This window comes from Amnibacterium sp. CER49, from assembly GCF_029846255.1.
In the GTDB taxonomy this organism is placed as follows: domain Bacteria; phylum Actinomycetota; class Actinomycetes; order Actinomycetales; family Microbacteriaceae; genus Amnibacterium.
The window spans coordinates 143,136-168,144 of sequence record NZ_JARVWQ010000002.1 but is presented as its reverse complement, the minus strand read 5'-3'; the positions used below and the strand labels follow the sequence as shown (position 1 = coordinate 168,144).

At 72.4% G+C, this 25,009-nt stretch carries 20 protein-coding genes; 7 read left to right on the top strand and 13 right to left on the bottom strand.

All coding sequences use genetic code 11. From position 1 onward, the window contains the following. Positions 1 to 167: 167 nt before the first annotated feature. Positions 168 to 1,214, bottom strand: a complete 1,047-nt coding sequence (locus QDR37_RS10760; protein WP_279713754.1) for a COX15/CtaA family protein — start codon at positions 1,212 to 1,214, stop codon at positions 168 to 170. Continuing rightward, positions 1,211 to 2,149 (bottom strand): heme o synthase, encoded by a 939-nt coding sequence (locus QDR37_RS10755; RefSeq protein WP_279713753.1) that lies wholly within the window; start codon positions 2,147 to 2,149, stop codon positions 1,211 to 1,213. The genes QDR37_RS10760 and QDR37_RS10755 overlap by 4 nt, the downstream gene beginning before the upstream one ends. A gap of 141 nt (positions 2,150 to 2,290) precedes the next feature. On the opposite strand from QDR37_RS10755, the gene tkt reads away from it, so the two are divergent. The 6 genes from tkt to pgl are packed head-to-tail and all read left to right on the top strand — an operon-like array spanning position 2,291 to position 9,898. Beyond that, positions 2,291 to 4,408, top strand: coding sequence for a transketolase (gene tkt / locus QDR37_RS10750; RefSeq protein ID WP_279713752.1), 2,118 nt, complete (start codon positions 2,291 to 2,293; stop codon positions 4,406 to 4,408). Positions 4,409 to 4,439: 31 nt separating this feature from the next. Continuing rightward, complete coding sequence (tal, locus tag QDR37_RS10745) at positions 4,440 to 5,570, top strand: transaldolase (protein ID WP_279713751.1); 1,131 nt, start codon at positions 4,440 to 4,442, stop codon at positions 5,568 to 5,570. Next, positions 5,567 to 6,643 carry a hypothetical protein gene (locus tag QDR37_RS10740; protein ID WP_279713750.1) on the top strand — a complete coding sequence of 359 codons (1,077 nt, stop codon included), beginning with the start codon at positions 5,567 to 5,569 and terminating at the stop codon, positions 6,641 to 6,643. Before tal ends, QDR37_RS10740 begins: the two co-directional genes overlap by 4 nt. After that, positions 6,640 to 8,172 (top strand): glucose-6-phosphate dehydrogenase, encoded by a 1,533-nt coding sequence (gene zwf / locus QDR37_RS10735; RefSeq protein WP_279713749.1) that lies wholly within the window; start codon positions 6,640 to 6,642, stop codon positions 8,170 to 8,172. Before QDR37_RS10740 ends, zwf begins: the two co-directional genes overlap by 4 nt. Next, on the top strand, positions 8,169 to 9,131 hold the full coding sequence (locus tag QDR37_RS10730) for a glucose-6-phosphate dehydrogenase assembly protein OpcA (RefSeq protein WP_279713748.1): 963 nt from the start codon (positions 8,169 to 8,171) through the stop codon (positions 9,129 to 9,131). The genes zwf and QDR37_RS10730 overlap by 4 nt, the downstream gene beginning before the upstream one ends. After that, positions 9,128 to 9,898 (top strand): 6-phosphogluconolactonase, encoded by a 771-nt coding sequence (pgl, locus tag QDR37_RS10725; RefSeq protein WP_279713747.1) that lies wholly within the window; start codon positions 9,128 to 9,130, stop codon positions 9,896 to 9,898. Before QDR37_RS10730 ends, pgl begins: the two co-directional genes overlap by 4 nt. A 52-nt stretch (positions 9,899 to 9,950) precedes the next feature. Here the strand turns inward: pgl and QDR37_RS10720 are convergent, their stop codons facing one another. The 11 genes from QDR37_RS10720 to QDR37_RS10670 form a co-directional block, all read right to left on the bottom strand. After that, on the bottom strand, positions 9,951 to 10,319 hold the full coding sequence (locus QDR37_RS10720) for an RNA polymerase-binding protein RbpA (protein ID WP_279713746.1): 369 nt from the start codon (positions 10,317 to 10,319) through the stop codon (positions 9,951 to 9,953). A gap of 27 nt (positions 10,320 to 10,346) precedes the next feature. Next, on the bottom strand, positions 10,347 to 10,598 hold the full coding sequence (gene secG / locus QDR37_RS10715; RefSeq protein ID WP_279713744.1) for a preprotein translocase subunit SecG: 252 nt from the start codon (positions 10,596 to 10,598) through the stop codon (positions 10,347 to 10,349). Positions 10,599 to 10,724: 126 nt separating this feature from the next. After that, positions 10,725 to 11,507 (bottom strand): triose-phosphate isomerase, encoded by a 783-nt coding sequence (tpiA, locus tag QDR37_RS10710; RefSeq protein ID WP_279713743.1) that lies wholly within the window; start codon positions 11,505 to 11,507, stop codon positions 10,725 to 10,727. A 3-nt stretch (positions 11,508 to 11,510) separates the two neighbouring features. Beyond that, entirely contained in the window at positions 11,511 to 12,710 is a 1,200-nt protein-coding gene (locus tag QDR37_RS10705) for a phosphoglycerate kinase (protein ID WP_279713742.1), read from the bottom strand. Between the two features lie 8 nt (positions 12,711 to 12,718). After that, positions 12,719 to 13,723, bottom strand: a complete 1,005-nt coding sequence (gap, locus tag QDR37_RS10700; RefSeq protein WP_279713741.1) for a type I glyceraldehyde-3-phosphate dehydrogenase — start codon at positions 13,721 to 13,723, stop codon at positions 12,719 to 12,721. A 100-nt stretch (positions 13,724 to 13,823) separates the two neighbouring features. Further along, a complete protein-coding gene (locus QDR37_RS10695; protein ID WP_279713740.1) occupies positions 13,824 to 14,450 on the bottom strand; it encodes a superoxide dismutase in 627 nt (208 codons plus the stop codon). 161 nt (positions 14,451 to 14,611) lie between these two features. Then, positions 14,612 to 15,589 (bottom strand): DNA-binding protein WhiA, encoded by a 978-nt coding sequence (gene whiA / locus QDR37_RS10690; RefSeq protein WP_279713739.1) that lies wholly within the window; start codon positions 15,587 to 15,589, stop codon positions 14,612 to 14,614. Between the two features lie 99 nt (positions 15,590 to 15,688). Continuing rightward, the gene (rapZ, locus tag QDR37_RS10685) at positions 15,689 to 16,582 is read right to left on the bottom strand and encodes an RNase adapter RapZ (RefSeq protein WP_279714850.1); all 894 of its coding nucleotides are present in this window, start codon (positions 16,580 to 16,582) and stop codon (positions 15,689 to 15,691) included. A 72-nt stretch (positions 16,583 to 16,654) separates the two neighbouring features. Further along, positions 16,655 to 18,676, bottom strand: a complete 2,022-nt coding sequence (gene uvrC, locus QDR37_RS10680; RefSeq protein WP_279713738.1) for an excinuclease ABC subunit UvrC — start codon at positions 18,674 to 18,676, stop codon at positions 16,655 to 16,657. 37 nt (positions 18,677 to 18,713) lie between these two features. After that, positions 18,714 to 21,599 (bottom strand): excinuclease ABC subunit UvrA, encoded by a 2,886-nt coding sequence (gene uvrA, locus QDR37_RS10675; protein ID WP_279713737.1) that lies wholly within the window; start codon positions 21,597 to 21,599, stop codon positions 18,714 to 18,716. 88 nt (positions 21,600 to 21,687) lie between these two features. After that, positions 21,688 to 22,941, bottom strand: coding sequence for a CDP-glycerol glycerophosphotransferase family protein (locus tag QDR37_RS10670; protein ID WP_279713736.1), 1,254 nt, complete (start codon positions 22,939 to 22,941; stop codon positions 21,688 to 21,690). Between the two features lie 154 nt (positions 22,942 to 23,095). Here QDR37_RS10670 and QDR37_RS10665 point away from each other — a divergent pair, with 154 nt between their 5' ends. Then, complete coding sequence (locus QDR37_RS10665) at positions 23,096 to 24,991, top strand: CDP-glycerol glycerophosphotransferase family protein (RefSeq protein WP_279713735.1); 1,896 nt, start codon at positions 23,096 to 23,098, stop codon at positions 24,989 to 24,991. The last annotated feature ends 18 nt before the right edge of the window (positions 24,992 to 25,009 follow it).

Sequence of the window (25,009 nt, the reverse complement as noted above, 5' to 3'; positions counted from 1 at the left end):
TGCTCCTTCTTCGTTCTGTCGCACGAGGGCCAACCGGCGCTGCGCGCGGCTTGTTCCCGAGCCGCGGCCGCCTGCGCGGGCCGTGGCGGGCCCTCCGGCCGGGCCGGCGGGGAGGTCGGCTCGCGCATCCCCGCGAGGCGCGCGCAGTCCGCGGCGCCGCCGTTCGATCACCTCGATGGTACTCGTGACGTCGTCGGCCGCTGCGGCCTCCCGGCGATCGCCGAGGCGGGCTCGCGCACGGGCGTCGCCTCGACCGCGAGCGGCCGCACCCGGCCGAACAGGTCGGGACGCACGTCGAGCAGCACCCGCAGGACGCCGACCCAGACGAACGCGGCGCCCGCGAGGTGCACCACGACGAAGACGGCGGGCAGCCCGGTGAACGCCTGCACGATCCCGACGGCCGCCTGCGCCGCGAGCACGCCGAGCAGCACGACGACGCGCCGACGGGCGAGCGCGGCGCCGGCGCCGGCCCGGCGCAGGACGACGAGCAGCACGAGCGCGAGCACGATCGTCGCGATCGCGACCGAGCCGTGCACCGCGGTGATCGCCGTCCAGCTCACGTCCATGCGCGGCACGGCGGCCGAGTCGCCGGAGTGGGGACCGGCGCCCGTGACGACGGTGCCGAGCACCACGAGCGCCGCGGCGACGGCGGTGAGCACCCAGGTGATCGGGCCGGCCGGCCCCGCGACCGTCGCCGCCTCGTCCGACTGCCGCGCCCGGTGCCAGGTGAGCGTCGTCGTGGTGAGCAGCGCGAAGGCGAGCAGGAAGTGCAGCGCGACGACGTAGGGGTTGAGCCCGGTCCACACCGTGATGCCGCCCGCCACCGCGTTCCCGACCACGAGCCAGAACTGGCTCCAGGCCAGCCGGGTGAGCGGCCGCTGCCGCACCGGCTGCAGCCGCGCGGCGACGATCGCCCAGCCGACGGCGAGGCAGAGCACCGTCGTGAGCAGGCGGTTGCCGAACTCGATGACGCCGTGGATGCCGAGCGCCGGCGTGGTGGCGAGCGACCCCGCCTCGCACACCGGCCACGTCGGGCAGCCGAGGCCGGAGCCGGTGACCCGCACCACTCCCCCGGTGACGACGAGCAGGATGCTGACGAGCAGCGCCGCGGTCGTGCCCCAGCGCAGCGCCCGGCCGCCGAGCACGACGTGGTCCGCGAGCACCGCGAACGGGGTGCGGATCCTTCTCGGGCGGCGGTTCCCGACCGTGCTCATCGGAAGAGCAGCGGATCGATCGCGACGGCGAGGAACAGCACCGACAACGAGCCGATCGAGGCGTGGAACACCCGCATCGGCGCCACCCGCTCGCCGCGGATCGCGCGGTCGTAGAGGCGGTGCGTCTCCCACACGAACCAGCCGCCGGCGAGGAGCGCGACGACCGCGTAGAGCGGGCCCATGTGCGCGACGGGGATGAGCAGCAGCGAGCACGCGAGCGTGGCCCAGGCGTACAGCACCGTCTGCAGCCCGACCTGCTCGTTCGAGCGGACCGCGCCGAGCATCGGCACGTTCACCGACGAGTAGTCCTCGGCGTACCGCATCGACAGCGGCCAGTAGTGCGGGGGCGTCCAGAGGAAGATCACGGCGAACAGCACGAGCGGCGTCCAGGTGAGCCCGCCCGTGACGGCCGCCCACCCGATGAGCACCGGGAAGCAGCCCGCGATGCCGCCCCAGATGATGTTCTGCGTGGTGCGCCGCTTGAGCCACAGCGTGTAGATGAAGATGTAGAACCCGATCGCGGCGAGCGAGAGCCCCGCGGCGAGCCAGGTGGTGCCGAGGCCGAGCACGAGGGTCGAGGCGACGGTGAGCGCCGAGGCGAAGAGCACCGCCTGCCGCGCGGTGAGCGCACCCGTGACGAGCGGGCGGTGCCGCGTGCGGTGCATGACCCGGTCGATGTCGCGGTCGATGACCATGTTGAAGGCGTTCGCCGCACCCGCGCTCATCGTGCCGCCGAGCAGCGTCCAGAGGACGACGCCGAGGTCGGGCACGCCGTGCTTCGCGAGGATCATGACCGGCAGCGTCGTCACGAGCAGCAGCTCGACGACACGCAGCTTCATGAGCGCGACGTAGGCGCGCAGGCGCCCGGGGCGCGGCGCGGGGGAAGGATCGGGTCCGACGGCGGTGCCGCCGGCAGCCGGGACTGCCGTGCTCATCTGGATGCAGATTCTATGTGAATGGTCCGGACCCGGTCGTCGCTCCCCGGCGCCCGCGGGAACATTGCAGGCAGGAATCCTTAGACTTGCGGGGGGTTCTCACACGGCCCGCACACAGTTGACCGACGGACGGAGACGGACGTGACCGACCTGCAGACCCGGGGCTCGACCTCGCTCGAGTGGAGCGAACTCGACGAGAAGGCGGTCGACACGGTCCGCGCCCTCGCCGCCGATGCGGTGCAGAACGCCGGCAACGGGCATCCCGGCACCGCCATCAGCCTCGCGCCCCTGGCCTACCTGCTGTTCCAGAAGGTCATGCGCCGCGACCCGTCCGACAGCACCTGGATCGGCCGCGACCGGTTCATCCTCTCGGCCGGGCACTCGTCGCTGACGCAGTACATCCAGTTCTACCTGGGCGGCTACGGCCTCGAGCTCGACGACCTGAAGCACCTGCGCAAGTGGGGCTCGAAGACGCCCGGCCACCCCGAGTACGGGCACACCGACGGCGTCGAGATCACCACCGGCCCGCTCGGGCAGGGCTTCGCGTCCTCGGTCGGCTTCGCGTACGCGTCGCGCTTCGAGCGCGGTCTCTTCGACCCCGACGCCCCGACCGGGCAGAGCCCGTTCGACCACTTCATCTACTGCATCGCGAGCGACGGCGACATCGAGGAGGGCATCACCAACGAGGCCTCCTCGCTCGCCGGCACGCAGCAGCTCGGGAACCTGATCGTCTTCTACGACCGCAACCGCATCTCGATCGAGGACGACACGAACATCGCCCTCTCCGAGGACACCCCGGCCCGCTACCGCGCGCTCGGCTGGCACGTCCAGGAGGTGTCGTTCATCCAGCCCGACGGCTCCTACAAGGAGGACGTGGAGGCGCTGCACGCCGCGATCGTCGAGGCGCAGTCCGTCACCGACAAGCCGTCGTTCATCGTCGTCGACACGATCATCGGCTGGCCCTCGCCGAAGCTGCAGAACACCGGCAAGATCCACGGCTCCGCGATGGGCGACGAGGAGGTCGCGGGTCTGAAGCGCGCGATCGGCTTCGACCCCGACACGACCTTCGACGTCGCGGCCGACGTGCTCGAGCACACGCGCGGCGCGATCGAGCGAGGCCAGGCCCAGCACCGCGAGTGGGACGAGCGCCTCGAGCAGTGGGCCGAGGCGAACCCCGAGCGCAAGCAGCTGCTCGACCGCATCGTCGACTACCGGCTGCCCGACGACGCGTTCGCCGACCTCCCGCAGTTCCCCGCGGGCAAGGCGGTCTCCACGCGCGTCGCCTCCGGCAAGGTGATCAACGCGATCGCGGGACGGGTGCCCGAGCTGTGGGGCGGCTCCGCCGACCTCGCCGAATCGAACAACACGACGATCGAGGACGCCGGCTCGTTCCTGCCGCCGGACCGCGGCACGAAGATGTGGACGGCGAACCCGTACGGCCGCGTGCTGCACTTCGGCATCCGCGAGCACGCGATGGGCGCGATCCTGAACGGCATCGTGCTGCACGGCAACACCCGCCCGTTCGGTGCGACCTTCCTCATCTTCAGCGACTACATGCGGCCCGCGGTCCGCCTCGCCGCCCTGATGAAGGCGCCGACCATCTACGTCTGGACGCACGACTCCATCGCGCTCGGTGAGGACGGCCCGACCCACCAGCCGGTCGAGACCCTGTGGGCGCTCCGCGCGATCCCGCAGCTCGACGTCGTCCGGCCCGGCGACGCGAACGAGACGGCGGTCGCCTGGCGCACCGTCCTCGAGCGGCGCAAGGGCCCCGCCGGTCTCGCCCTCACCCGCCAGAACATCCCGGTGTTCGAGCGCGGCACGGGCGACGCCGAGGGCGACACCCTCGCCTCCGCCGAGGGCACGGCGAAGGGCGCCTACGTCCTCGCCGAGGCCCCGGGCGGCACCCCCGACGTGATCCTCATCGCCACCGGCTCCGAGGTGCAGATCGCGGTCGACGCGCGCCAGCAGCTGCAGCAGCAGGGCATCAACGCCCGCGTCGTGTCCGCGCCGTGCCTCGAGTGGTTCGAGGAGCAGAGCGACGAGTACAAGGAGTCGGTGCTGCCGTCGGCCGTGAAGGCCCGCGTCTCGATCGAGGCCGGGCTCTCGCTGGGCTGGCGTCGGTACGTCGGCGACCAGGGTCGCAGCGTGTCGGTCGAGACCTTCGGGGCGAGCGCCGACTACCAGACCCTGTTCGAGAAGTACGGCCTCACGACGGAGCACGCCGTCGCGGCCGCCAAGGAGTCCCTGGGCCGCTGAAGCGCGACCAGGACGGATGCGAGGAGGAACCATGAGCATCACCGAGACGAGCACCGAGCGTCCCACCGCGGCCCTGTCGGCCGCGGGGGTCAGCATCTGGCTCGACGACCTCTCGCGCGAGCGCATCAAGGGCCACGGGCTCGAGAAGCTGATCGCCGAGCGCGACGTCGTGGGCGTCACGACGAACCCGACGATCTTCGCCTCGGCGCTGTCGAAGGGCGAGGCGTACGACGAGCAGGTCCGTGAGATCGCGGCCGCCGGCAAGGACGTCGCCGAGGCCATCTTCGAGATCACCACCGCCGACGTCGGCAACGCCGCGGACATCTTCCGCGACGTGTTCGAGAAGTCGAACGGGTACGACGGCCGCGTGTCGATCGAGGTCTCCCCCGAGCTCGCGCACGACACCGACGCGACGATCGCCGAGGCGAAGCGCCTCTGGAGCACGATCGAGAAGCCGAACGTCATGATCAAGATCCCGGCGACCGTCCAGGGCCTGCCCGCGATCACCGCCGCGATCGCCGCCGGCATCAGCGTCAACGTGACCCTGATCTTCAGCCTCGAGCGCTACGGCCAGGTCATCGACGCGTACTTCGAAGGCCTCGAGCAGGCCGCGAAGGCGGGCATCGACCTCTCCACCATCCACTCGGTCGCGTCGTTCTTCGTCTCCCGCGTGGACACCGAGGTCGACAAGCGTCTCGACGCGATCGGCTCCGACGAGGCGACCGCGCTGAAGAGCAAGGCCGCCGTCGCGAACGCCCGGCTCGCCTACAAGCTGTTCGTCGAGCGCTTCGCCACCGAGCGCGCCATCGCGCTGCAGGAGCAGGGCGCGAACCGGCAGCGGCCGCTGTGGGCCTCGACCGGCACCAAGGACCCGAGCCTGCCCGACACGCTCTACGTGACCGAGCTCGTCACCCACGGCGTCGTGAACACGATGCCGGAGAAGACGCTCGAGGCCGTCGCCGACCACGGGCGGATCGAGGGCGACACGGTCGTCGACCGCTACGACGACGCGCAGCAGGTGTTCGACCGGCTCGCCGCCGTCGGCATCGACATCGCCGAGGTCTCGAACCAGCTCGAGCGCGAGGGTGTCGAGAAGTTCATCCAGTCGTGGCACGAGCTGACCGACACGGTGACGAAGGCTCTCGAGACGGCCAAGGCTTGAGCGTTCGCTTCTCGCTCGGCGCCGTGGCCCGCGAGGCCGTGGACCGGGTGCTGCCGCGGCTCGTCGACGAGCGCATCGCGTCGGCCATCACGGCGCAGGACGACTCCCTCTGGGGACGCGACACCGAGCCGGGGGCGCTCCCCCGGCTCGGCTGGACCGAGGCGGTCGCGCGGTCGCGCCCGCTCGTGCCGCGCATCGTCGCGCTTCGCGATCGCGCCCGGCGCTCCGGGGCCGAGCGCGTGCTGCTCGTCGCGCCGCCGGCCACCGCGCTCGGCGCCGCCACCGTGGTGCGCACGCAGGGCCTCGAGCTCGACGTGCTGACGGAGCCCTCCCGGCTCGGCGAGGTGCTGCCCGCCGGCGGTGCCACCACCGCCGTCGTGCTCGCCCAGCCGGCCGATGCCACCCTGCCGGCCGGACTGGTCGGCGCCGCGCGGCGGCTGCTCGCGGAGGCGGGCGCCGACCCGGCCCAGCGTCTGGTCGTGGTCGCGCCGTCCGGCTCCGCGCTCGAGCGCGAGGCGCAGGAGGCGGGCGCGGCCGTGCTCGCCGCCGAGCCCGACGTCGGCGACGCGTTCTCCGTGCTCACGCCAGCCGGCCTCGTGGCCGCCGGGCTCGCGGGCGCCGACCTCGGCGAGCTGCTCGACGAGGCGGAGTCCGAGCTGCTCGACCTCGCGATCGACGCTCCCGCGAACAACGGGCTCGTGCTCGCCGCGGCGCTCGCCGGCACCGATCCGCGCCGCACCCGCATCGCGATCGTGGCCGCCGGCACGCACCTCGTGGGCTTCGCCGAGTGGGCGGCGCACCTGCTCGTCGCCGCCACCAGCGCCCTCGGGCACGCCGGTCTCGGGGCCTTCGTGCTCCCGCCGGAGCACGACCTGCCGCCCGGCGACGACCTGCTCGTCGTGCGCCTCGTCGCCGACGCGGGAGACGGCCGGGGGCAGCGCCCCACCGACGACGAGCTCGCGGTGAGCGGCACGCTCGGCGAGCTGCTGCTCGTCTGGCAGACCGCGACGGCCGCGGCGGGCTGGCTGCTCGGCACCGACCCCTTCGCGACCGATCGCGCGGTGGCGCCGTGAGCGGCTTCGAGGGCGGCAACCCGCTCCGCGACCCGGCCGATCGCCGGCTCAACCGCATCGCTGGCCCGTCGAGCCTCGTCATCTTCGGTGTGACGGGCGACCTCGCCCGCAAGAAGCTGCTGCCCGCCGTCTACGACCTCGCGAACCGGGGGCTGCTGCCGCCGGGGTTCGCCCTCGTCGGGTTCGCGCGGCGCGACTGGGCGGACGAGGACTTCGCGCAGGTCGTCCACGACGCGGTGCGGGACCACGCCCGCACGCCCTTCTCCGAGGACGTGTGGCGGCAGCTCGCGCAGGGCATCCGGTTCGTGCAGGGCACCTTCGACGACCCGGAGGCGTTCCGGCGCCTCCGCGAGACCGTCGAGGCCCTCGATCGCGAGCGCGGCACGATGGGCAACCACGCGTTCTACCTGTCGATCCCGCCGAAGGCGTTCCCGCAGGTCACCGAGCAGCTGCGCGCCTCGGGGCTCGCCGACCCGCGGCCGGGTCAGTGGCGGCGCGTCGTCATCGAGAAGCCGTTCGGCTCCGACCTGCAGACGGCCCGTGAGCTCAACCAGGTCGTCGAGAGCGTCTTCCCGGCCGACTCGGTGTTCCGCATCGACCACTACCTCGGCAAGGAGACGGTCCAGAACCTGCTCGCCCTGCGGTTCGCGAACATGCTGTTCGAGCCGATCTGGAACGCGAACTTCGTCGACCACGTGCAGATCACGATGGCCGAGGACATCGGCGTCGGCGGCCGCGCCGGCTACTACGACGGCATCGGCGCCGCGCGCGACGTGATCCAGAACCACCTCCTGCAGCTGCTCGCCCTCACGGCGATGGAGGAGCCCGTCTCGTTCGAGGCGGCGTCGTTGCGCACCGAGAAGGAGAAGGTGCTCTCGGCGGTTCGGCTGCCCGCCGACCTCGCGACCGCGACGGCCCGCGGCCAGTACACGTCGGGCTGGCAGGGCGGCGAGCGGGTCGTCGGGTTCCTCGAGGAGGACGGCATGGACCCCGCCTCCACGACCGAGACCTACGCGGCGCTGAAGCTCGAGATCGGCACCCGCCGCTGGGCGGGCGCGCCGTTCTACCTGCGCGCCGGCAAGCGCCTGGGGCGCCGCGTCACCGAGATCGCCGTCGTCTTCAAGCGGGCGCCGCACCAGCTGTTCGCGCAGGAGCAGACCGCGCAGCTCGGGCAGAACGCGCTCGTCATCCGCGTGCAGCCCGACGAGGGCGTCACGATCCGCTTCGGCTCGAAGGTGCCGGGCGCCGGCATGCAGGTGCGCGACGTCACCATGGACTTCGGCTACGGCCACGCGTTCACGGAGGCCAGTCCCGAGGCGTACGAGCGCCTCATCCTCGACATGCTGCTCGGCGACCCGCCGCTCTTCCCGCGGCACGAGGAGGTCGAGCTGTCCTGGCGGATCCTCGATCCCGTCGAGCGCTTCTGGGCCGAGAGCGGGCGGCCCGAGCCGTACCGCCCCGGCACGTGGGGTCCCGCGTCGGCCGACGCGCTGCTCGCCCGCGACGGCCGCGTCTGGAGGCGCCCGTGATCGTCGACCTGCCCGCGACCACCGTGGCCAAGGTGCAGCGCGCGCTCGTGAAGATCCGCGAGGAGGGCGGCGCGGTCGCCCTCGGCCGCGTGCTCACCCTCGTCATCAGCACCGGCGTCGGCGCGGAGGAGGAGGCGATCGAGGCCGCGAACGCCGCCTCCCGCGAGCATCCCATGCGGGTGCTCGTGCTCGCCCGCGACCTCACCGCTGCTGAACCGCGCCTCGACGCGCAGATCCGCGTCGGCGGCGACGCCGGCGCGAGCGAGGTCGTGCTGATCCGCGCGTTCGGCGACGCCGGCAGCGACGAGGAGGGGCTCGTCACCGGGCTGCTGCTCCCCGACGCACCCGTCGTCGCCTGGTGGCCGCACGAGGCGCCCGAGGTCGTCGCTGAGTCGCCGCTCGGCCGGCTCGCCCAGCGGCGCATCACCGACGCGTCCACCCAGCCCGACCCGACGGCCGCGCTGCACCACCTCGCGGCGACCTACCGCCCCGGCGACACGGACCTCTCCTGGACCCGGCTCACCCTGTGGCGCGCGTTCCTCGCTGCGGCCCTCGACCAGCCGCCGTTCGAGCCGGTGACGCGCGCCGAGGTGACGGGCGCGGCCGACTCCCCCTCCACGCGGCTGCTCGCCGCCTGGCTGGGGCTGCAGCTCGGGGTGCCCGTGAGCGTCCCCCTCGCCGGTCGCTCGACGGGTTCGGGCGGCATCCACGCGGTACGGCTGCTCCGCGCCCCGGGCCCGATCGCGCTGGAACGCGAGGTGCCGAACATCGCTACGCTGTCCCAGCCGGGGCAGCCGACGCACACCGTCTCCCTGCCGCGGCGGAGCCTGCGAGACTGCCTCGCCGAGGAGCTGCGGCGCCTCGACCCCGACGACCTGTACGGGGAGGTGCTGATCGACGGCCTCGCGCTGCCCGAGCAGGCCACGGGAGCGCCGGGCCGACCGGACGGAGGATCGTGACGAACGAACGACGCGTGCTGGTGCACCCGGACGGCGACGCCCTGGCAGCCGCGGTCGCAGCACGGTTCCTCACGAAGCTCGTCGACCTGCTCGACGAGTCGGACACGGTCAACGTCGTGCTCACCGGCGGCACCGCCGGCCACGACGTGCAGCAGGCCGTCCTCGCCTCCGGCATGCGCGACACCATCGACTGGACGCGCGTGCACTTCTGGTGGAGCGACGAGGTGTTCGCGCCGAAGGCCGACCCGGAGCGCAACGAGCGGCAGGCCCGCGAGGCGCTGCTCGACCACCTGCCGACGCCCGAGGCGAACATCCATCCGTTCCCCGCGTCCGACGAGATCGACGACATCGACCGGGCAGCCGACGCCTACGCCGACGTGCTGCGCCAGCACGCGCAGAGCGGCCACGACGTGCCCCGCTTCGACATCACGTTCCTCGGGGTCGGACCGGACGGCCACATCGCGGCGCTCTTCCCCGAGCGCGACCGCGCCGGCGAGCAGCAGCGCACCGTCGTCGCGGTCCACAACGCGCCGAAGCCGCCGCCCGACCGGCTCACGCTCACGATGTCGGCGCTGAACACGTCGCGCCGCATCTGGCTCGTGCTCGCCGGAGCGGAGAAGGCCAGCGCCCTCGGTCTCGCCCTCGCCGGTGCGAGCGAGGACGAGGTGCCCGTGGCCGGCTCGACGGGCCGCAAGCGCACCGTCTTCTTCGTCGACGCCGGCGCGGCCGCGAAGGTGCCGCAGAACCTCATCGCCTCGCAGTACTGATGCTGCACGACGAAGGGCCCGGCCGATCGGCCGGGCCCTTCGTCGTCGTGGATCAGCTGTCCGCCGGGATCTTCCCGCGACGGATGCGGAGCTGCTTCAGCGCCTCGTCGAGGAGCTGCGCGGCCTCCTCATCGGTGCGGCGCTCCTTCACGTAGGCGAGGTGCGTCTTGTACGGCTCGGTCTTCTGGACGGCCGGGGGGTTGTTGCGGTCGCGGCCCGCGGGCAGCCCCGTGCTCGGCGAGTCGATGACGTCGGGGATCTCCTCGGCCGGGAGGTTCGCCGCGAAGTACCGCACCGTCTCGTTGCCGCGGGCGTCCCAGTAGGAGACCGCGACGCGGTCCGCGTGGTGCCCGTGGTCCTGCTCGCCCATCGGGCCGGCGCCCACTCGGGAGCCGCGGATCGCACTGCCGCCAGATGCCATGGAGTCTCGCTTCGGGTCGGGGGCGCGTCAGGCGCCGGAGGAGAACCGGGTGATGAGGCCGAGCACGACGATCGAGGCGAACCACACGAGCCCGAGGACGACGGTGATCCGGTTGAGGTTGCGCTCGGCGACGCCGGAGGCGCCGAGGCTCGAGGTGACGCCGCCGCCGAACATGTCGGAGAGGCCGCCGCCGCGCCCGCGGTGCAGCAGGATCAGCAGGGTGAGCAGCAGGCTCGTGATCGCGAGCACGATCTCGAGGACCACTTCGAGTACGGCCATGCCTGCTCCTCCCATCGCTGTCGCAGCCGGATTCCAGCGCGGCCCAGTATACGGGGGCGCCTCCGGCGGACGGTCCTTCCCTTCGACTGCGGCGAGCCGGAACCGGCGCCGCTGCCGCGGCCGGGCTCAGTCGATCGAGACGTGCTTCGGGAAGCGGGCGATCGCGGCGAACTCACCAGGGTCGAGGCTGGCGCCGCCCACGAGGGCGCCGTCGACGTCGGGGCGATGCATGAACGACGCGATGTTGCCGCTCTTCACCGAGCCGCCGTACAGCAGCCGGGTGCGGTCGGCGAACGCCTGCCCGTGGTCCTCGGCGATCGCCGCGCGGAGCGCGGCGCACACCTCCTGGGCCGTGTCGGGCGTCGCCGCCCGCCCGGAGCCGATGGCCCAGACCGGCTCGTAGGCGACCACCACGTCGGCGTCGTCGGGGACGCCGAGCAGCGCCGTGCGCACCTGCGCGACGGGCACCGCGCTCGAGCCGTGCCGCTCGAGGTCCTCGGCGGTCTCGCCCACGCAGACGACGGGCACGAGGTCGTGCTTCAGCGCAGCGAGCGCCTTGGCGTTCACGATCTCGTCGGTCTCGCCGTGCATCGCGCGCCGCTCCGAGTGCCCGACGATGACGTAGGCGGCGGCGAGCGCCTTGAGGAAGGCGCCAGACACGTCGCCCGTGTAGGCCCCGGACTCGTAGGGCGACAGGTCCTGCGCGCCGAGGGCGAGCTCGAACCGCTCGGCTGCGATGAGCGTCTGCACGCTGCGGAGGTCGGTGAACGGCGGGAACACGGCCACCTCGACCGCCTTCGGGTCGTGCCCCGAGTCCTGCAGCGTCCACGCGAGCTTCTGCACGAGCGCGATCGCCTGCAGGTGGTCGAGGTTCATCTTCCAGTTGCCGGCGATGAGCGGCGTGCGCACGGGTCAGCCCTCCCGGCCGAGCACGGTGAGCCCCGGCAGCTGCTTGCCCTCGAGGAACTCGAGGCTCGCGCCGCCACCGGTGGAGATGTGCCCGAACCGGTCGTCGGAGAACCCGAGCGCGCGGACCGCGGCAGCGGAGTCGCCGCCGCCGACGACCGATAGGCCGTCGACCTCGGTGAGCGCCTCGGCGACGCGCTTGGTGCCCGTCGCGAAGGCGGGGAACTCGAACACGCCCATCGGTCCGTTCCAGAACACGGTGCGCGAGCCGGCGATCGCCGCGGCGAAGGTCTCGGCGGTCCGCGGTCCGATGTCGAGGCCGATGCCGTCGGCGCCGAACGACGACGACTCGATCGCGTCGGCGGCGACCGTCTCGTGCTCGGCGTCGGCCGCGAACCTCGACGCGACGACGACGTCGGTCGGCACGACGAGGCGCACACCGAGCTCGTCGGCGCGGCGCAGGTACTCCTGCACCGCGGGGATCCGGTCTGCCTCGAGCAGGCTCTTCCCGACGGCGGAGCCCTGGGCGGCGAGGAACGTGAACAGCATCCCGCCACCGATCAGCAGCGTGTCGACCCGCGGCAGCAGCGCGTCGATGACCGCGAGCTTGTCGCTCACCTTCGAGCCGCCGAGCACGACCGTGTAGGGGTGCTCAGGTCGCGCCGTGAGCCGCTCCAGCACGTCCAGCTCCGCGGCGATGAGCAGGCCGGCTGCGCTCGGCAGCACCTCCGCGAGCTCGTAGACGCTCGCCTGCTTTCGGTGCACGACGCCGAAGCCGTCGGAGACCATCACGTCGCCGAAGCGGGCCAGCTCGCCGGCGTAGGCCCGGCGCTCCCCCTCGTCCTTGCTCGTCTCCCGCGGATCGAACCGCAGGTTCTCGAGCACGGTCACGTCGGCGTTCCCCGGCGCGGCCGAGGCGGGCCGCTCGTCGACGAACGCGACCTCGCGGTCGAGCAGCTCGCCGAGCCGCACCGCCACCGGCCGGAGGCTGTACTTCGGGTCCGGAGCGCCGTCCGGCCGCCCGAGGTGCGAGATCACGGTGACCTTCGCGCCCGCGTCGAGCAGCCGGTTCAGCGTCGGCACGGACGCGCGGACGCGCCCGTCGTCGGTGATGCGGCCGTCCTGCAGCGGGACGTTGAGGTCGCACCGGACGACGACGCGCCGCCCGGCGAGGTCCCCGAGGGAGTCGAGGGTGCGCAGCGGCATCGACGGAGTCAGAGCCGTGCGGCGACGTACTCGGCGAGGTCGACGAGCCGGTTCGAGTAGCCCCACTCGTTGTCGTACCAGGACGACAGCTTGACCTGGTCGCCGATCACGCGGGTGAGCTCGGCGTCGAACAGCGACGAGTGCGGGTCGCCCACGATGTCGGACGAGACGATCGGCTCGTCGACGTACTTGAGGATGCCCTTCATCGGGCCGTCGGCCGCCTCGCGGTACGCGGCCTTCACCTCGTCGACGCTGACCTGGCGGCCGGCCGTGACGGTGAGGTCGGTGATCGAGCCGACCGGCACCGGCACGCGAAGGGCGAAGCCGTCGAGCTTGCCCTTCAGCTCGGGCAGCACGAGGCCGATGGCCTTCGCGGCGCCGGTGGAGGTGGGGATGATGCTGAGCGCGGCGGCGCGGGCGCGGCGGAGGTCGCTGTGCGGGCCGTCCTGCAGGTTCTGGTCGGCGGTGTACGCGTGCACCGTGGTCATGAGCCCGCGCTCGATGCCGAACGCGTCGTTGAAGACCTTCGCGAGAGGCGCGAGGCAGTTCGTCGTGCACGACGCGTTGGAGAGGATGTGCATCGTCTCGGGGTCGTACGAGCCCTCGTTCACACCCATCACGAACGTGCCGTCCTCGCCGCTCGCGGGCGCCGAGATGATGACCTTCTTCGCGCCGGCCTCGATGTGCTTGCGGGCGTCCTGCGCCTTCGTGAAGCGCCCGGTCGACTCGATGACGATGTCGACGCCGAGGTCGCCCCAGCCGAGCTGGGCCGGGTCGCGCTGCTCGAGGACCTGCACCCTGTGGCCGTCGACGACGATGCTGTCGCCGTCGACCGAGACGGACTCCTTCAGCGGACCCGCCGTCGAGTCGTACTTCAGCAGGTGCGCGAGCGCGTTGTTGTCGGTCAGGTCGTTGACCGCGACGATCTCGAGATCGCTGCCCTTGGCGAGAGCCGCCCGGAAGTAGTTTCGGCCGATCCGGCCGAAGCCGTTGATCCCGACGCGAACGGTCACGTTTCCTCCGCTGCTGTTCGGCGCCCGGGACGGACGCCGTTCTTCGGTGTCCCTGGGTGCGGCGCCGGAAGGACCTGTCGGTCCCCCGGCGCCGCGGCGGCTACGACAGTAGCAGCAGGCCTGCGGTCTGCTTCTGGGCGGCGGCCAGGCGCTGCTCGACGTTCGCCCAGTTGACGATGTTCCAGAACGCCTTCACGTAGTCGGCGCGGACGTTCTGGTAGTCGAGGTAGTACGCGTGCTCCCACACGTCGAGGAGGAGCAGCGGCACGACGCCGACCGGGAAGTCCTGCTGCTGGTCGTGGAACTGCACGATCAGCGGGCGCTGCCCGATCGAGTCGTAGACGAGCGCGGCCCAGCCCGAGCCCTGCACGCCGAGCGCGGCCGCGGTGAAGTGGGCCTGGAACTTATCGAAGCCGCCGAAGAACTCGTCGATGGCGCTCGCGACGTCGCCGGTCGGCTTGTCGCCGCCGTCCGGGGACATGTTCGTCCAGAACACGGAGTGGTTGACGTGGCCGCCGAGGTTGAACGCGAGGTCGCGCTCGAGCTTGTTGACGTTCGCGAGGTTGCCGCTGTCGCGGGCCTCGGCGAGCTGGTCGAGCGCGGTGTTCGCACCCGTCACGTAGGTCTGGTGGTGCTTGTCGTGGTGCAGCTGCATGATGCGGCCGCTGATGTGCGGTTCGAGCGCGCTGTAGTCGTAGGGCAGCTCGGGCAGCGAGTACACAGGCATGGGACGTCCTTCCAAGAGGGAACGCTCGAGAGCCTAGGACCGGCCCTTCAGGGGCGCCTTGGACCGGGCTGAGTGCCGGTCACGACCGACCGCCGGGACGGCGGTCGGCGCTGGCGTCGCGGCGACGACCAGAAATGGTCGTCGCTCCACGCTCCAGCGCGCTACGCGTCGACCTCTTCGGGGAGGTTCGCGTCGGTGCCCGGGATGCCGAGGTCCGCGGCCCGCTTGTCGGCGAGGGCGAGCAGTCGCCGGATGCGGCCGGCGACCGCGTCCTTCGTCATCGGCGGGTCGGCGTGGTGGCCGAGCTCGTCGAGGCTCGCGTCGCGGTGGTCGAGCCGCAGCTTGCCCGCGTACTGCAGGTGGTCGGGCACGCTGTCGCCGAGGATCTCGAGCGCCCGCTCGACCCGCGCGCACGCGGCGACGGCGGCCTGCGCGCTGCGGCGCAGGTTCGCGTCGTCGAAGTTGACGAGCCGGTTGGTGTTCGCCCGCACCTCGCGGCGCTGGCGGAGCTCCTCCCAGTTCTGCACGCTGCGGCGGGCGCCCATGTGCCCGAGCATCTCGCTGATGGCCTCGCCGTCGCGGATGACGACGCGGTGCACGCCGCGCACCTCGCGCGCCTTCGCCGGCACCTGGAGGCGCCCGGCGGCGCCGACGAGCGCCATGGCGGTCTCGTTGCCGGGGCAGGTGACCTCGAGCGCGGCCGAGCGGCCCGGGTCGGTCAGCGAGCCGTGCGCGAGGAACGCGCCGCGCCAGACCGCCTCGAGCTCCTCCTGGCCGCCCGTGGTGAGCCGGTTGGGCAGCCCGCGGATCGGGCGCCGGCGCGCGTCGAGCAGGCCGGTCTGCCGGGCGAGGGTCTCGCCGCCGTCGACCACGCGCACCAGGTAGTGGTTCGTGCGCCGGACGCCGGACGCGGACAGCACCGTCATCTCCGGTCGCACGCCGTAGAGCTCGGCGAGGTCGCGCCGGACCCGCTTCGCGAGCTGCGGGGTGTCGAGCTCCGACTCGACCGCGATGCGTCCGGAGATCAGGTGCAGTCCCCCGGAGAACCGCAGGATGGTCGCCAGCTCGGCCGCCCGCACGGAGGTCTTCCCGACCTCCATCTGCGTCAGCTCGTCCTTCACCTCGGCGGTCAGTGCCACATCCGCTCCCCGTTCTTCCCCCGCCGGAACCGCTCCCGCCGGTCGCGGCGGCCCTCAGTCTCGCATCGACTGCCTGTCCCCCGCACACGGGGGACGGTGCTACTCGCGACCGAGGTCGCGGTGCTTCACGTTCACGACCACGCCGGGCTGCTCCGCGAGCAGCGCCGCGAGCCGCTCGACGAGCGCGACGGAGCGGTGCTTGCCGCCCGTGCAGCCCACCGCGATGGTCGCGTGGCTCTTGTTCTCGCGCTGGTAGCCCTCGAGCACGGGCGCGACCGCCGCCGCGTACCGCTCGACGAACTCGCTCGCGCCCCGCTGCCCGAGCACGTAGTCGCGCACCTGCGCGTCCCGGCCCGTGAGCGGCCGCAGCTCGGGCACCCAGAACGGGTTCGGCAGGAAGCGGGCGTCGGCCACCATGTCGGCGTCGGTCGGCACGCCGTACTTGAACCCGAAGCTCGTGATCGTGACCCGGACCCCGGGCGTCTCGTCGTCGGCGAACAGCTCGTTGATGGCCGATGCGAGCTGATGGATGTTCAGCTCGGACGTGTCGATGATGATGTCGCTCTGCTCGCGCACCGCGAGGGTGAGCGCCCGCTCGGCGGTGATGCCGTCGAGGATCGTGCCGCCCTCCTGCATCGGGTGCGGCCGGCGGACCGCCTCGAAGCGGCGCACGAGCGCGGCGTCGTTCGCCTCCAGGAACAGCAGACGGATCTGCGGCCGGCCGTCCTGCTCGGACGCGACGTCGCGCAGCTCCGACAGCAGCTGGCCGCCGCGCACGTCCACCACGACGGCGACGCGGGAGAGCCGGCCGCCCGAGTGACCGGCGAGGTCGAGCAGCGGCTTCAGCATCTGCGGCGGCAGGTTGTCGACGACGTACCAGCCGAGGTCCTCGAGCGCGTTGCCGACCGTCGACCGGCCCGCCCCGGACATGCCGGTGACGACGAGCACGGACTGCTCCGGCGCGGCGCCGGCCGCCGTGCGGAGGTCCGCCACCGTCTCGGTGGTGCTGCCGTCGCTGCTCAAGCGTTCGATCTCCATCCAGCCGCCGGAAGGACGACGTCCAGCCTACCGGGCGACGGCGGGCTCACCCTGATCGAGCGGGAGTCCGCCGCCCGCATCGTCGTCCTGCGCGAGCACCGCGTCGCCGTCGACACGGGCGGCCGTCGCCGCTCCCCCGGGGTCGTCCGCCGCCTCGTCGGCCTGCTGCGGGGCACGCAGCCGGTCGAGCACGGCGGCGGCGAGCACCGCACCGAAGCCCGGCACCTCCTCGATCTGCTCGAGGGTCGCCTGGCGCAGCTTCGCGACGGAGCCGAAGTGCTTCAGCAGCACCTTGACACGGGCGTCGCCGAGGCCGGGGATCTCTCCGAGCTGCGAGCCGATGTCGCGCTTGCGGCGGCTGCGCTGGTGCGTGATCGCGAAGCGGTGCGCCTCGTCGCGGAGGCGCTGCAGCAGGAACAGCGCGTCGCTGTTGCGGGGAAGGATGACGGGGAAGTCGCTGCCGGGCAGCCAGATCTCCTCGAGACGCTTCGCGAGCCCGCAGATGGCGATGCCGGTCACGCCGGCGTCGGCGAACGCCCGCGCGGCGGCCGCGACCTGCGGCTGGCCGCCGTCGACCACGAGCAGGTTGGGTCGGTACGCGAACCGGTCGCCCTGCTGCGCCGGTGCCGCGTCCTCGTCCTCGAGGTGCGCGAGCCGCCGCCGCAGCACCTGGTACATCGAGTCGGTGTCGTCGGTCGACGAGGCCACGTTGAAGCGCCGGTACTGGTCCTTGCGCGGCAGGCCGTCCTCGAACACGACCATCGACGCGACGATGTTCGTGCCGCCGAGGTGCGACACGTCGAAGCACTCGATGCGCAGCGGGGCGTCGTCGAGCCCGAGCGCGTCCTGCAGGTCGGCGAGCGCCTGCGACCGGGCCGTGAAGTCGGCGCTGCGCCGCGTCTTGTAGAGCATCAGCGCCTGCGCGGCGTTGCGCGCCGCCGTCTCGGCGAGCGCCGCCTTGTCGCCACGCTCCGCGACGTGGAGCCGCACCCGGCCCGCGCCGCGGAGCCCCTGCGCCTCGCGTCCCGCGGTCCGCCGCTCGGTGAGCAGCGCCTCCAGCTCGGTCACGTCGTCGGGCAGCTCGGGCACGAGCACCTCGCGCGGCGGGTACGCGTCGTCCTCGTACGCGCCGAGCAGCACCGTCTCGATCAGCTCGCCGCGCGAGACGTCGAGCTCCTTGTCGACCACCCAGCTGCGCGTGCCGCGGATGCGGCCGCCCCGCACGAGGAACTGCTGCACGCTCGCCGCGAGCTCGTCCTCGGCGACGCCGAACACGTCGGTGTCGACGTCCTCGTTCAGCACGACGGCCGACTTCGACACCGCAGCCTCGAGCGCGCCGAGCGCGTCGCGGTACTTCGCGGCGGCCTCGTAGTTCTGCGCCTCGGCGGCCTCGCGCATGCGCTTCGTCAGGTCGCTGCGGAAGCGCTGGTCGCCGCCGGCCATGAACGACGCGAGGTCCTCGGCCATCGCGTGGTGCACCGGCAGGGGCACGCGCCCGACGCACGGCGCCGCGCACTTGCCGATGTCGCCGAGCAGGCACGGGCGGCCCGTGGCTTCGGCGCGCTTGTAGGTGGTCTCGGAGCAGCTGCGCACCGGGAACACCTTGAGCATCAGATCGAGCGTCTCGCGGATGGCCCACACCTTCGTGTACGGCCCGTAGTACTTCGCGCCCCGCAGCTTGCGGTTGCGGGTGATCAGCACCCGCGGCACCTCGTCGCCGAGCGTGATGGCGAGGTACGGGTACGACTTGTCGTCGCGGAACTTCACGTTGAAGGGCGGCGCGAACTCCTTGATCCAGCTGTACTCGAGCTGCAGTGCCTCGAGCTCGCTGCCGACGACCGTCCACTCGACCTGCGCGGCCGTCGTCACCATGCGGCGCGTGCGCTCGTGCAGCGAGCGCAGCGGCTGGAAGTAGTTGCTGAGGCGGGCGCGGAGGTTCTTCGCCTTGCCGACGTAGAGCACCCGGCCCCGACCGTCGCGGAACCGGTACACCCCGGGCGACGTCGGGATCTCGCCCGCCTTGGGGCGCCAGGAGACGGTGTCGCTCACCGCTCCCCCGCTGCCTGCCTCACGCGACTGCGCCGCCTCACGCGCTCGCCGCCAGCGCCGGCTGGCGCAGCACCTCGGCGAGGAAGCGCCCGGTGTGGCTGATGCTCGAGTCGGCGACGTCCTCGGGCGTGCCCTCGGCGATGACGGTGCCGCCGCCCGCGCCGCCCTCGGGGCCCATGTCGACGACCCAGTCGGCGTTCTTGATGACGTCGAGGTTGTGCTCGATGACGATGACCGTGTTGCCCTTGTCGACGAGCCCGTGCAGCACCTGCAGCAGCTTGTGGACGTCCTCGAAGTGGAGGCCCGTCGTGGGCTCGTCGAGCACGTAGACCGTGCGGCCGTTCGAGCGGCGCTGCAGCTCGGTGGCGAGCTTCACGCGCTGCGCCTCGCCGCCGGAGAGCGTGGTGGCGCTCTGCCCGAGCCGCACGTAGCCGAGCCCGACGTCGACGAGGGTCTTCAGGTAGCGATGGATCGCGGAGATCGGCTCGAAGAACTCGGCCGCCTCGGCGATCGGCATGTCGAGCACCTCGGCGATGTTCCTGCCCTTGTAGTGCACGGCGAGGGTGTCGCGGTTGTACCGGGCACCCTTGCAGACCTCGCACACGACGTAGACGTCGGGCAGGAAGTTCATCTCGATCTTGATCGTGCCGTCGCCCTGGCAGTGCTCGCAGCGGCCGCCCTTGACGTTGAAGCTGAACCGGCCCGGCAGGTAGCCGCGTGCCTTCGCCTCGGGGGTCTCGCTGAACAGCGTGCGGATGCGGTCGAAGACCCCGGTGTAGGTGGCCGGGTTGGAGCGCGGGGTGCGGCCGATCGGCGCCTGGTCGACGTGCACGACCTTGTCGAGGTTCTCGAGCCCGGTGACGCGGCGGTGCTTGCCCGGCACCTTGCGGGCCCCGTTCAAGCGGTTGGCGAGCACCCGGTAGAGGATGTCGTTCACGAGCGTGCTCTTGCCGGAGCCCGAGACGCCGGTGACGGCCGTGAGCACCCCGAGCGGGAAGGACGCGGACACCGACTTCAGGTTGTTCGCGTTGGCCCCCACGACCTCGAGGCGACGCTTGCGATCGATCGGACGCCGCTGCGCCGGCACCTCGATGGCCCGGCGCCCGGCGAGGTAGTCGCCGGTGATCGACTCCTCGTCGGCGACGAGCGACGCGTAGTCGCCCGAGTGCACGACCCGGCCCCCGTTCACGCCCGCCCCCGGACCGATGTCGACGATCCAGTCGGCCGTGCGGATGGTGTCCTCGTCGTGCTCGACGACGATGAGCGTGTTGCCGAGGTCGCGCAGCTTCACGAGGGTGTCGATGAGCCGGCGGTTGTCGCGCTGGTGCAGGCCGATGCTCGGCTCGTCGAGCACGTAGAGCACACCGGTGAGGCCCGACCCGATCTGCGTGGCGAGCCGGATGCGCTGCGCCTCGCCGCCGGACAGGGTGCCGGCGGACCGCGAGAGCGTGAGGTAGGTGAGGCCGACCTCGGTGAGGAACTCGAGGCGGGCCCGGATCTCGCGGAGCACCTGCGCGGCCACCTTCGCGTCGCGCTCGGACAGCCGCACGGTCTCCATGAACCGCTGGGCGTCGGCGATGGAGAGGTCGGCGACGTCGGCGATGCTGTGCCCGTCGACGGCGACGGCGAGCACCTCGGGCTTCAGCCGCTTGCCGCCGCAGACGGCGCACGGCACCTCGCGGAGGTACTCGGCCCAGCGCGCGCGCTGCACGTCGGTCTCGGCCTGCAGCCAGTTGCGCTCGAGGTACGGGATGACGCCCTCGAAGCCCTGCGTGTACGACATCTCGCGGCCGTAGCGGTTCTTCCACCGCACGCGCACCTCGAAGTTGTTGCCGTGGAGCACCGCGTCGCGGATCTCGTCGGGCAGCGCCTCCCACGGGCTGTCGAGCGAGAAGCCGAGGTCGCGGGCGAGGCCGTTCAGCATGCGCTCGTAGTACTGGAAGAGCTGCTTGCCCTGGTTCGTCCAGGGGATGATGACGCCCTCGCTGATCGACAGCGACGGGTCGCCGAGCAGCAGGTCGGGGTCGACCGCCATGCGGGTGCCGAGGCCCGAGCACTCGGGGCAGGCTCCGAACGGCGCGTTGAACGAGAAGGTTCGCGGCTCGATCTCGGCGAGCTGCAGCGGATGGTTGTTCGGGCACGACAGGCGCTCGGAGAAGCTGCGCCAGGCCGCGGGCCCCTCCTCGTCGACGAAGTTGATCTGCACGACGCCCTCGGTGAGCGACAGGGCGGTCTCGAGCGAGTCCGTAAGGCGCGTGAGCAGCTCGGGACCCGCGACGAGCCGGTCGACGACGACCGCGATGTCGTGCTTGTACGACTTCTTGAGCGTGGGCGGGCTCGAGAGCGACTCGGTCCTGCCGTCGACCACGATACGCGAGTAGCCCTTCGCCGACAGCTCTTTGAAGAGGTCGACGAACTCGCCCTTCTTCTGCTGCACGACGGGGCTGACCACCTGGAATCGCGTTCCCTCGGGCAGCTCCATGAGCTGGTCGGCGATCTGCTGCACGGTCTGGCTGGCGATGACCTCGCCGCAGATCGGGCAGTGCGGCACACCGATGCGGGCCCAGAGCAGCCGCATGTAGTCCCAGATCTCGGTGATCGTGCCCACCGTGGACCGCGGGTTGCGGTTCGTCGACTTCTGGTCGATCGACACCGCGGGCGAGAGGCCCTCGATGAAGTCGACGTCGGGCCGGTCGACCTGACCGAGGAACTGGCGCGCGTACGCGGACAACGACTCGACGTAGCGGCGCTGGCCCTCGGCGAAGATCGTGTCGAACGCGAGGGACGACTTGCCGCTGCCCGAGAGCCCGGTGAAGACCACGAGGGAGTCGCGTGGGATCTCGACCGACACGTCCTGGAGGTTGTGCACCCGGGCTCCCCGGACGCTCAGCCTGGCGTTGGTCCCCACCCGCGAGATCGGCACCTGAAGAGGATACGGAAGCGCTCCGACAGCCCGTGCGGGTTCGCCGTGAGCGAGCGCGAGCCCCCGTCGGGGGGCCGGGCACGGCGGCCTAGACGCCGGTGGCGCCCTCGGCGACGAGGCGAGGCCGCAGCGAGTCGCGGAGGGCGATCACCTCGCCGCACACCTCGACGAAGCGCTCGGTGACGCCGTCCGGCCAGTACGGCGACAGGTAGTGCGCGACGAGCTCCCGACGCACCTCGCGACCGGGGTCGTCGGCGAGCTCCTCGGCGATCACCTCGGCGATGCGGTCGGCGTGCTCAGCGGCCAGCCGCGGCACGCGCGTGAGCATGCCGGAGTCGGCCGCGACCGCTTCCTCGCCCGCCGGCTTCGTGACGACGATCGGCTTCAGCGAGGGCAGCCAGCCGGTGGCCACCGCCGAGACGTCGCAGACGAGCGCGGACGCCTTCGCGAAGGAGGCCTCGAGCGGCTCGGCGTCGGCCGGCACCACGGCGGACCCGTCGCCGGCCTCCTCGACGGCCGCGCGGATGGCCTGGTCGGCGAGCGTGTAGGCGCGGGACGTGACCCCGATGAGCGGGTGCGGGCGGTAGAGCACGCGGAACCGGCCGTCGGCGAGCAGCGCGCGGACCATCCGCTCGCCGTGGCTCAGCACCGAGCTGTAGGCGACCGACGGCTGCGCGCCCTCCCAGGTGGGCGCGTAGAGCACGACGGGCGCGCCCGAGGCGGAAGCGGCGGGGACGACGGGCGCCGACAGGGTGAGCGGCTGCCCCACGATGCGGCAGCGCTCGGCCGTGTCGAAGCGCATGAGCCGCTTCGCGATGCGGTCGATCGCGGCCTGCCCGGGCGTGAAGACGAAGTCGTAGGCCTTCAGCTGGTTGGACGCGGAGACGCCCTTGTCGCTGTCGCCGTGGCCGATGTACGCATGCAGGAGCGAGGTGAAGCGCAGCGACTCGAAGTTGCGCGGCAGGTGGCTCACGTAGAGCGCGAGCTTCACCTCGCTGCGTCCGAGCAGGCCGTCGAGGGTGCCGTAGCGGGCGACGGTGAGCACCGGGAGGGCACTCGTGTCGCGCAGGTGCGCCGCGACCCGCGAGTCCTGGCAGACCACCACGACGCGGTGCACGCGGTGCAGCGCCTCGAAGGTCGGCAGCCAGGGCTCGATCTGGTACAGCGTGTCGAGCGCGCCCGGGAAGTAGACCATCACCGCGGCGTCGGTGCGCGCCGTCGCGAGACGCTCGTCGTCGCCGAGCCGGTTCACGAGGGTCCGCGGGAAGAGCCGCGAGCGGCGGAGCCGCTTGATCACGTTCGACTGCGCGCGCCGGCGCAGGTCGATGAGCAGTCGGCGCACGGAGCCATTATGGCGAAACGCCCGCCCGGCTCCGGAGCGCCCGCCGCCCGCGGCGTCGTCGGCGCGTCGTGGCCGGTCGCGCGCCGGGCCTCCTTAGCGTTCCTTGAGGACTGACGCACGCCCCCCGATCGGGGCAGGGAGGGACCGCGAGCAGATGACGCTGGTGAACGACCGTGACCGCCTCGGTGCGGAGCGTCCCGCTGCCGCGGGACCGAAGGCGCTGCCCGCCGTGCCGTCCCGGCCCGCTCCCGTCCCGGCCCGCGTCGCTGCCGGCGGCCAGGCCGGCTCCGGCCCCGAGTTCGACGAGGCGCGCACCGCCCCGATCGCCCTGCCAGGCGTCAACCCCTCGCCGGTGGCCGCCCCTTCGAGGCGCCGACGGCGCACCCTGCGGCTCGGCAACATCGTCCGCTCGGGCCTGCTGCACCAGGCCGCGGCGGTGCTCGCCGTTGCGGGCTTCGTCACGGCGGTCGTCGGGCACGTGCCGGCGGTGGCGCTCGTGACGGCCGTCGTGGCCGTGGTGCTGCCGCTGCTGCCGCCCGAGCAGCTCCGGGCGCTCCGCCGCGGCATCGGGCCGGTCGGCGCCGACGTCGTGCCGCGGACGCTGCTCGCGCTGTCGGTCGTGGTGCTGCACCCCGCCGCGCCCGTCGTCGGCGCGTTCGTCAGCTGCCTGCTCGCCGCCGCCGTGCTCGTCGAGCAGATGCTGCCGAAGGTGGTCGTCGCGACGCCGCCGTACGCGCTGAACCTGCCCGGCATCGACGTGCCGAACGCGGCGCGGGTCGAGCCGGGCAGGGTGTTCGTGACGAACACCGTCGCGGTCGTCGGCATCGCGGTCGCGGCCGCGCTCGGCGGCGCGCTGCCGGTCCTGCTCGTGGTCGCGGCGGTCGCCCTGCTCGTCCCGGTCGGGGTGCTCGCCGAGACGATGCTGCGCCTCCGTGCGCGGAAGCTCGCCGAGCGCCGGCTCGCCCGCGCCGTGGCGGACTACGCGCCGGCGTTCGCGCTGCACTGGGACGCCCAGCCCGGCACCGAGTACCAGGTGACGATGTGGCTGCCGTACCTCGAGCGCATCGGCGAGCGGTTCGTCGTCATCGTGCGCAACCCCGAGTCGTTCGCGAGCATCGCGCCGGTCACCTCGCGCCCCATCCTGGTCCGGCAGGAGCACGGCGACCTAGACGCCGTCGTCCCGCCCTCGATGCGTGCGGTCTTCTACGTGAACAACGCCGCGAGGAACACGCACCTGATCCGGTTCGCGGGCCTCACGCACGTGCAGCTGAACCACGGCGAGAGCGACAAGGCCCCGAGCTACAGCCCGGTCTTCCGGCTCTACGACAAGGACTTCGTCGCCGGCCAGGCGGCGATCGACCGCTTCGCGGCGAACGGCGTCCACGTGCCCGCAGAGCTGTTCGAGATCGTCGGACGCCCGCAGATCGAGGACGTGCTCGTCGGGCGCTCCACCTCGAGCGTGCCGACGGCCCTCTACGCACCGACCTGGGGCGGCTCGAACGCCGACTCCGACTACTGCTCGCTGCCGATCGGCGTCCCGATCGTCGAGGCGCTGCTGAAGCGCGGGTACACGGTGCTCTTCCGCGCGCACCCCTACACGGACCGCTACCCGGCCCATGCCCAGCAGGCCGCGCGCATCGTCGAGGTGCTCGACGCGGACCGGCGCGCCACCGGCCGCGAGCACCGGTTCGGCGCGGAGGCGACGACCGGGATGAGCCTCGTGGAGTGCTTCAACTCGGCCGACCTGCTCGTCTCGGACGTCTCGAGCGTCGTCCCCGACTTCCTCTACTCGGAGAAGCCGTTCGCGGTGACCGCGATGCAGGGATCGGTGTCGGACTTCGCGCGCACCTTCCCGATCGCGAAGGCGGCGTACGTGCTCGACCGGAAGGCCCGCAACATCGACGCGGTGCTCGACAGCATGACCACCTTCGACCCCGTGCAGCCCGCGCGGCGCGAGGCGAAGTCGTACTTCCTCGGCGACTTCGGCGCCGAGCGCTACGCCGACCGGTTCCTCGCGGCCGCGCGGAGGGTCGTGTCGGGCGAGGGGTGAGCGCCCTCCCCGGGATCC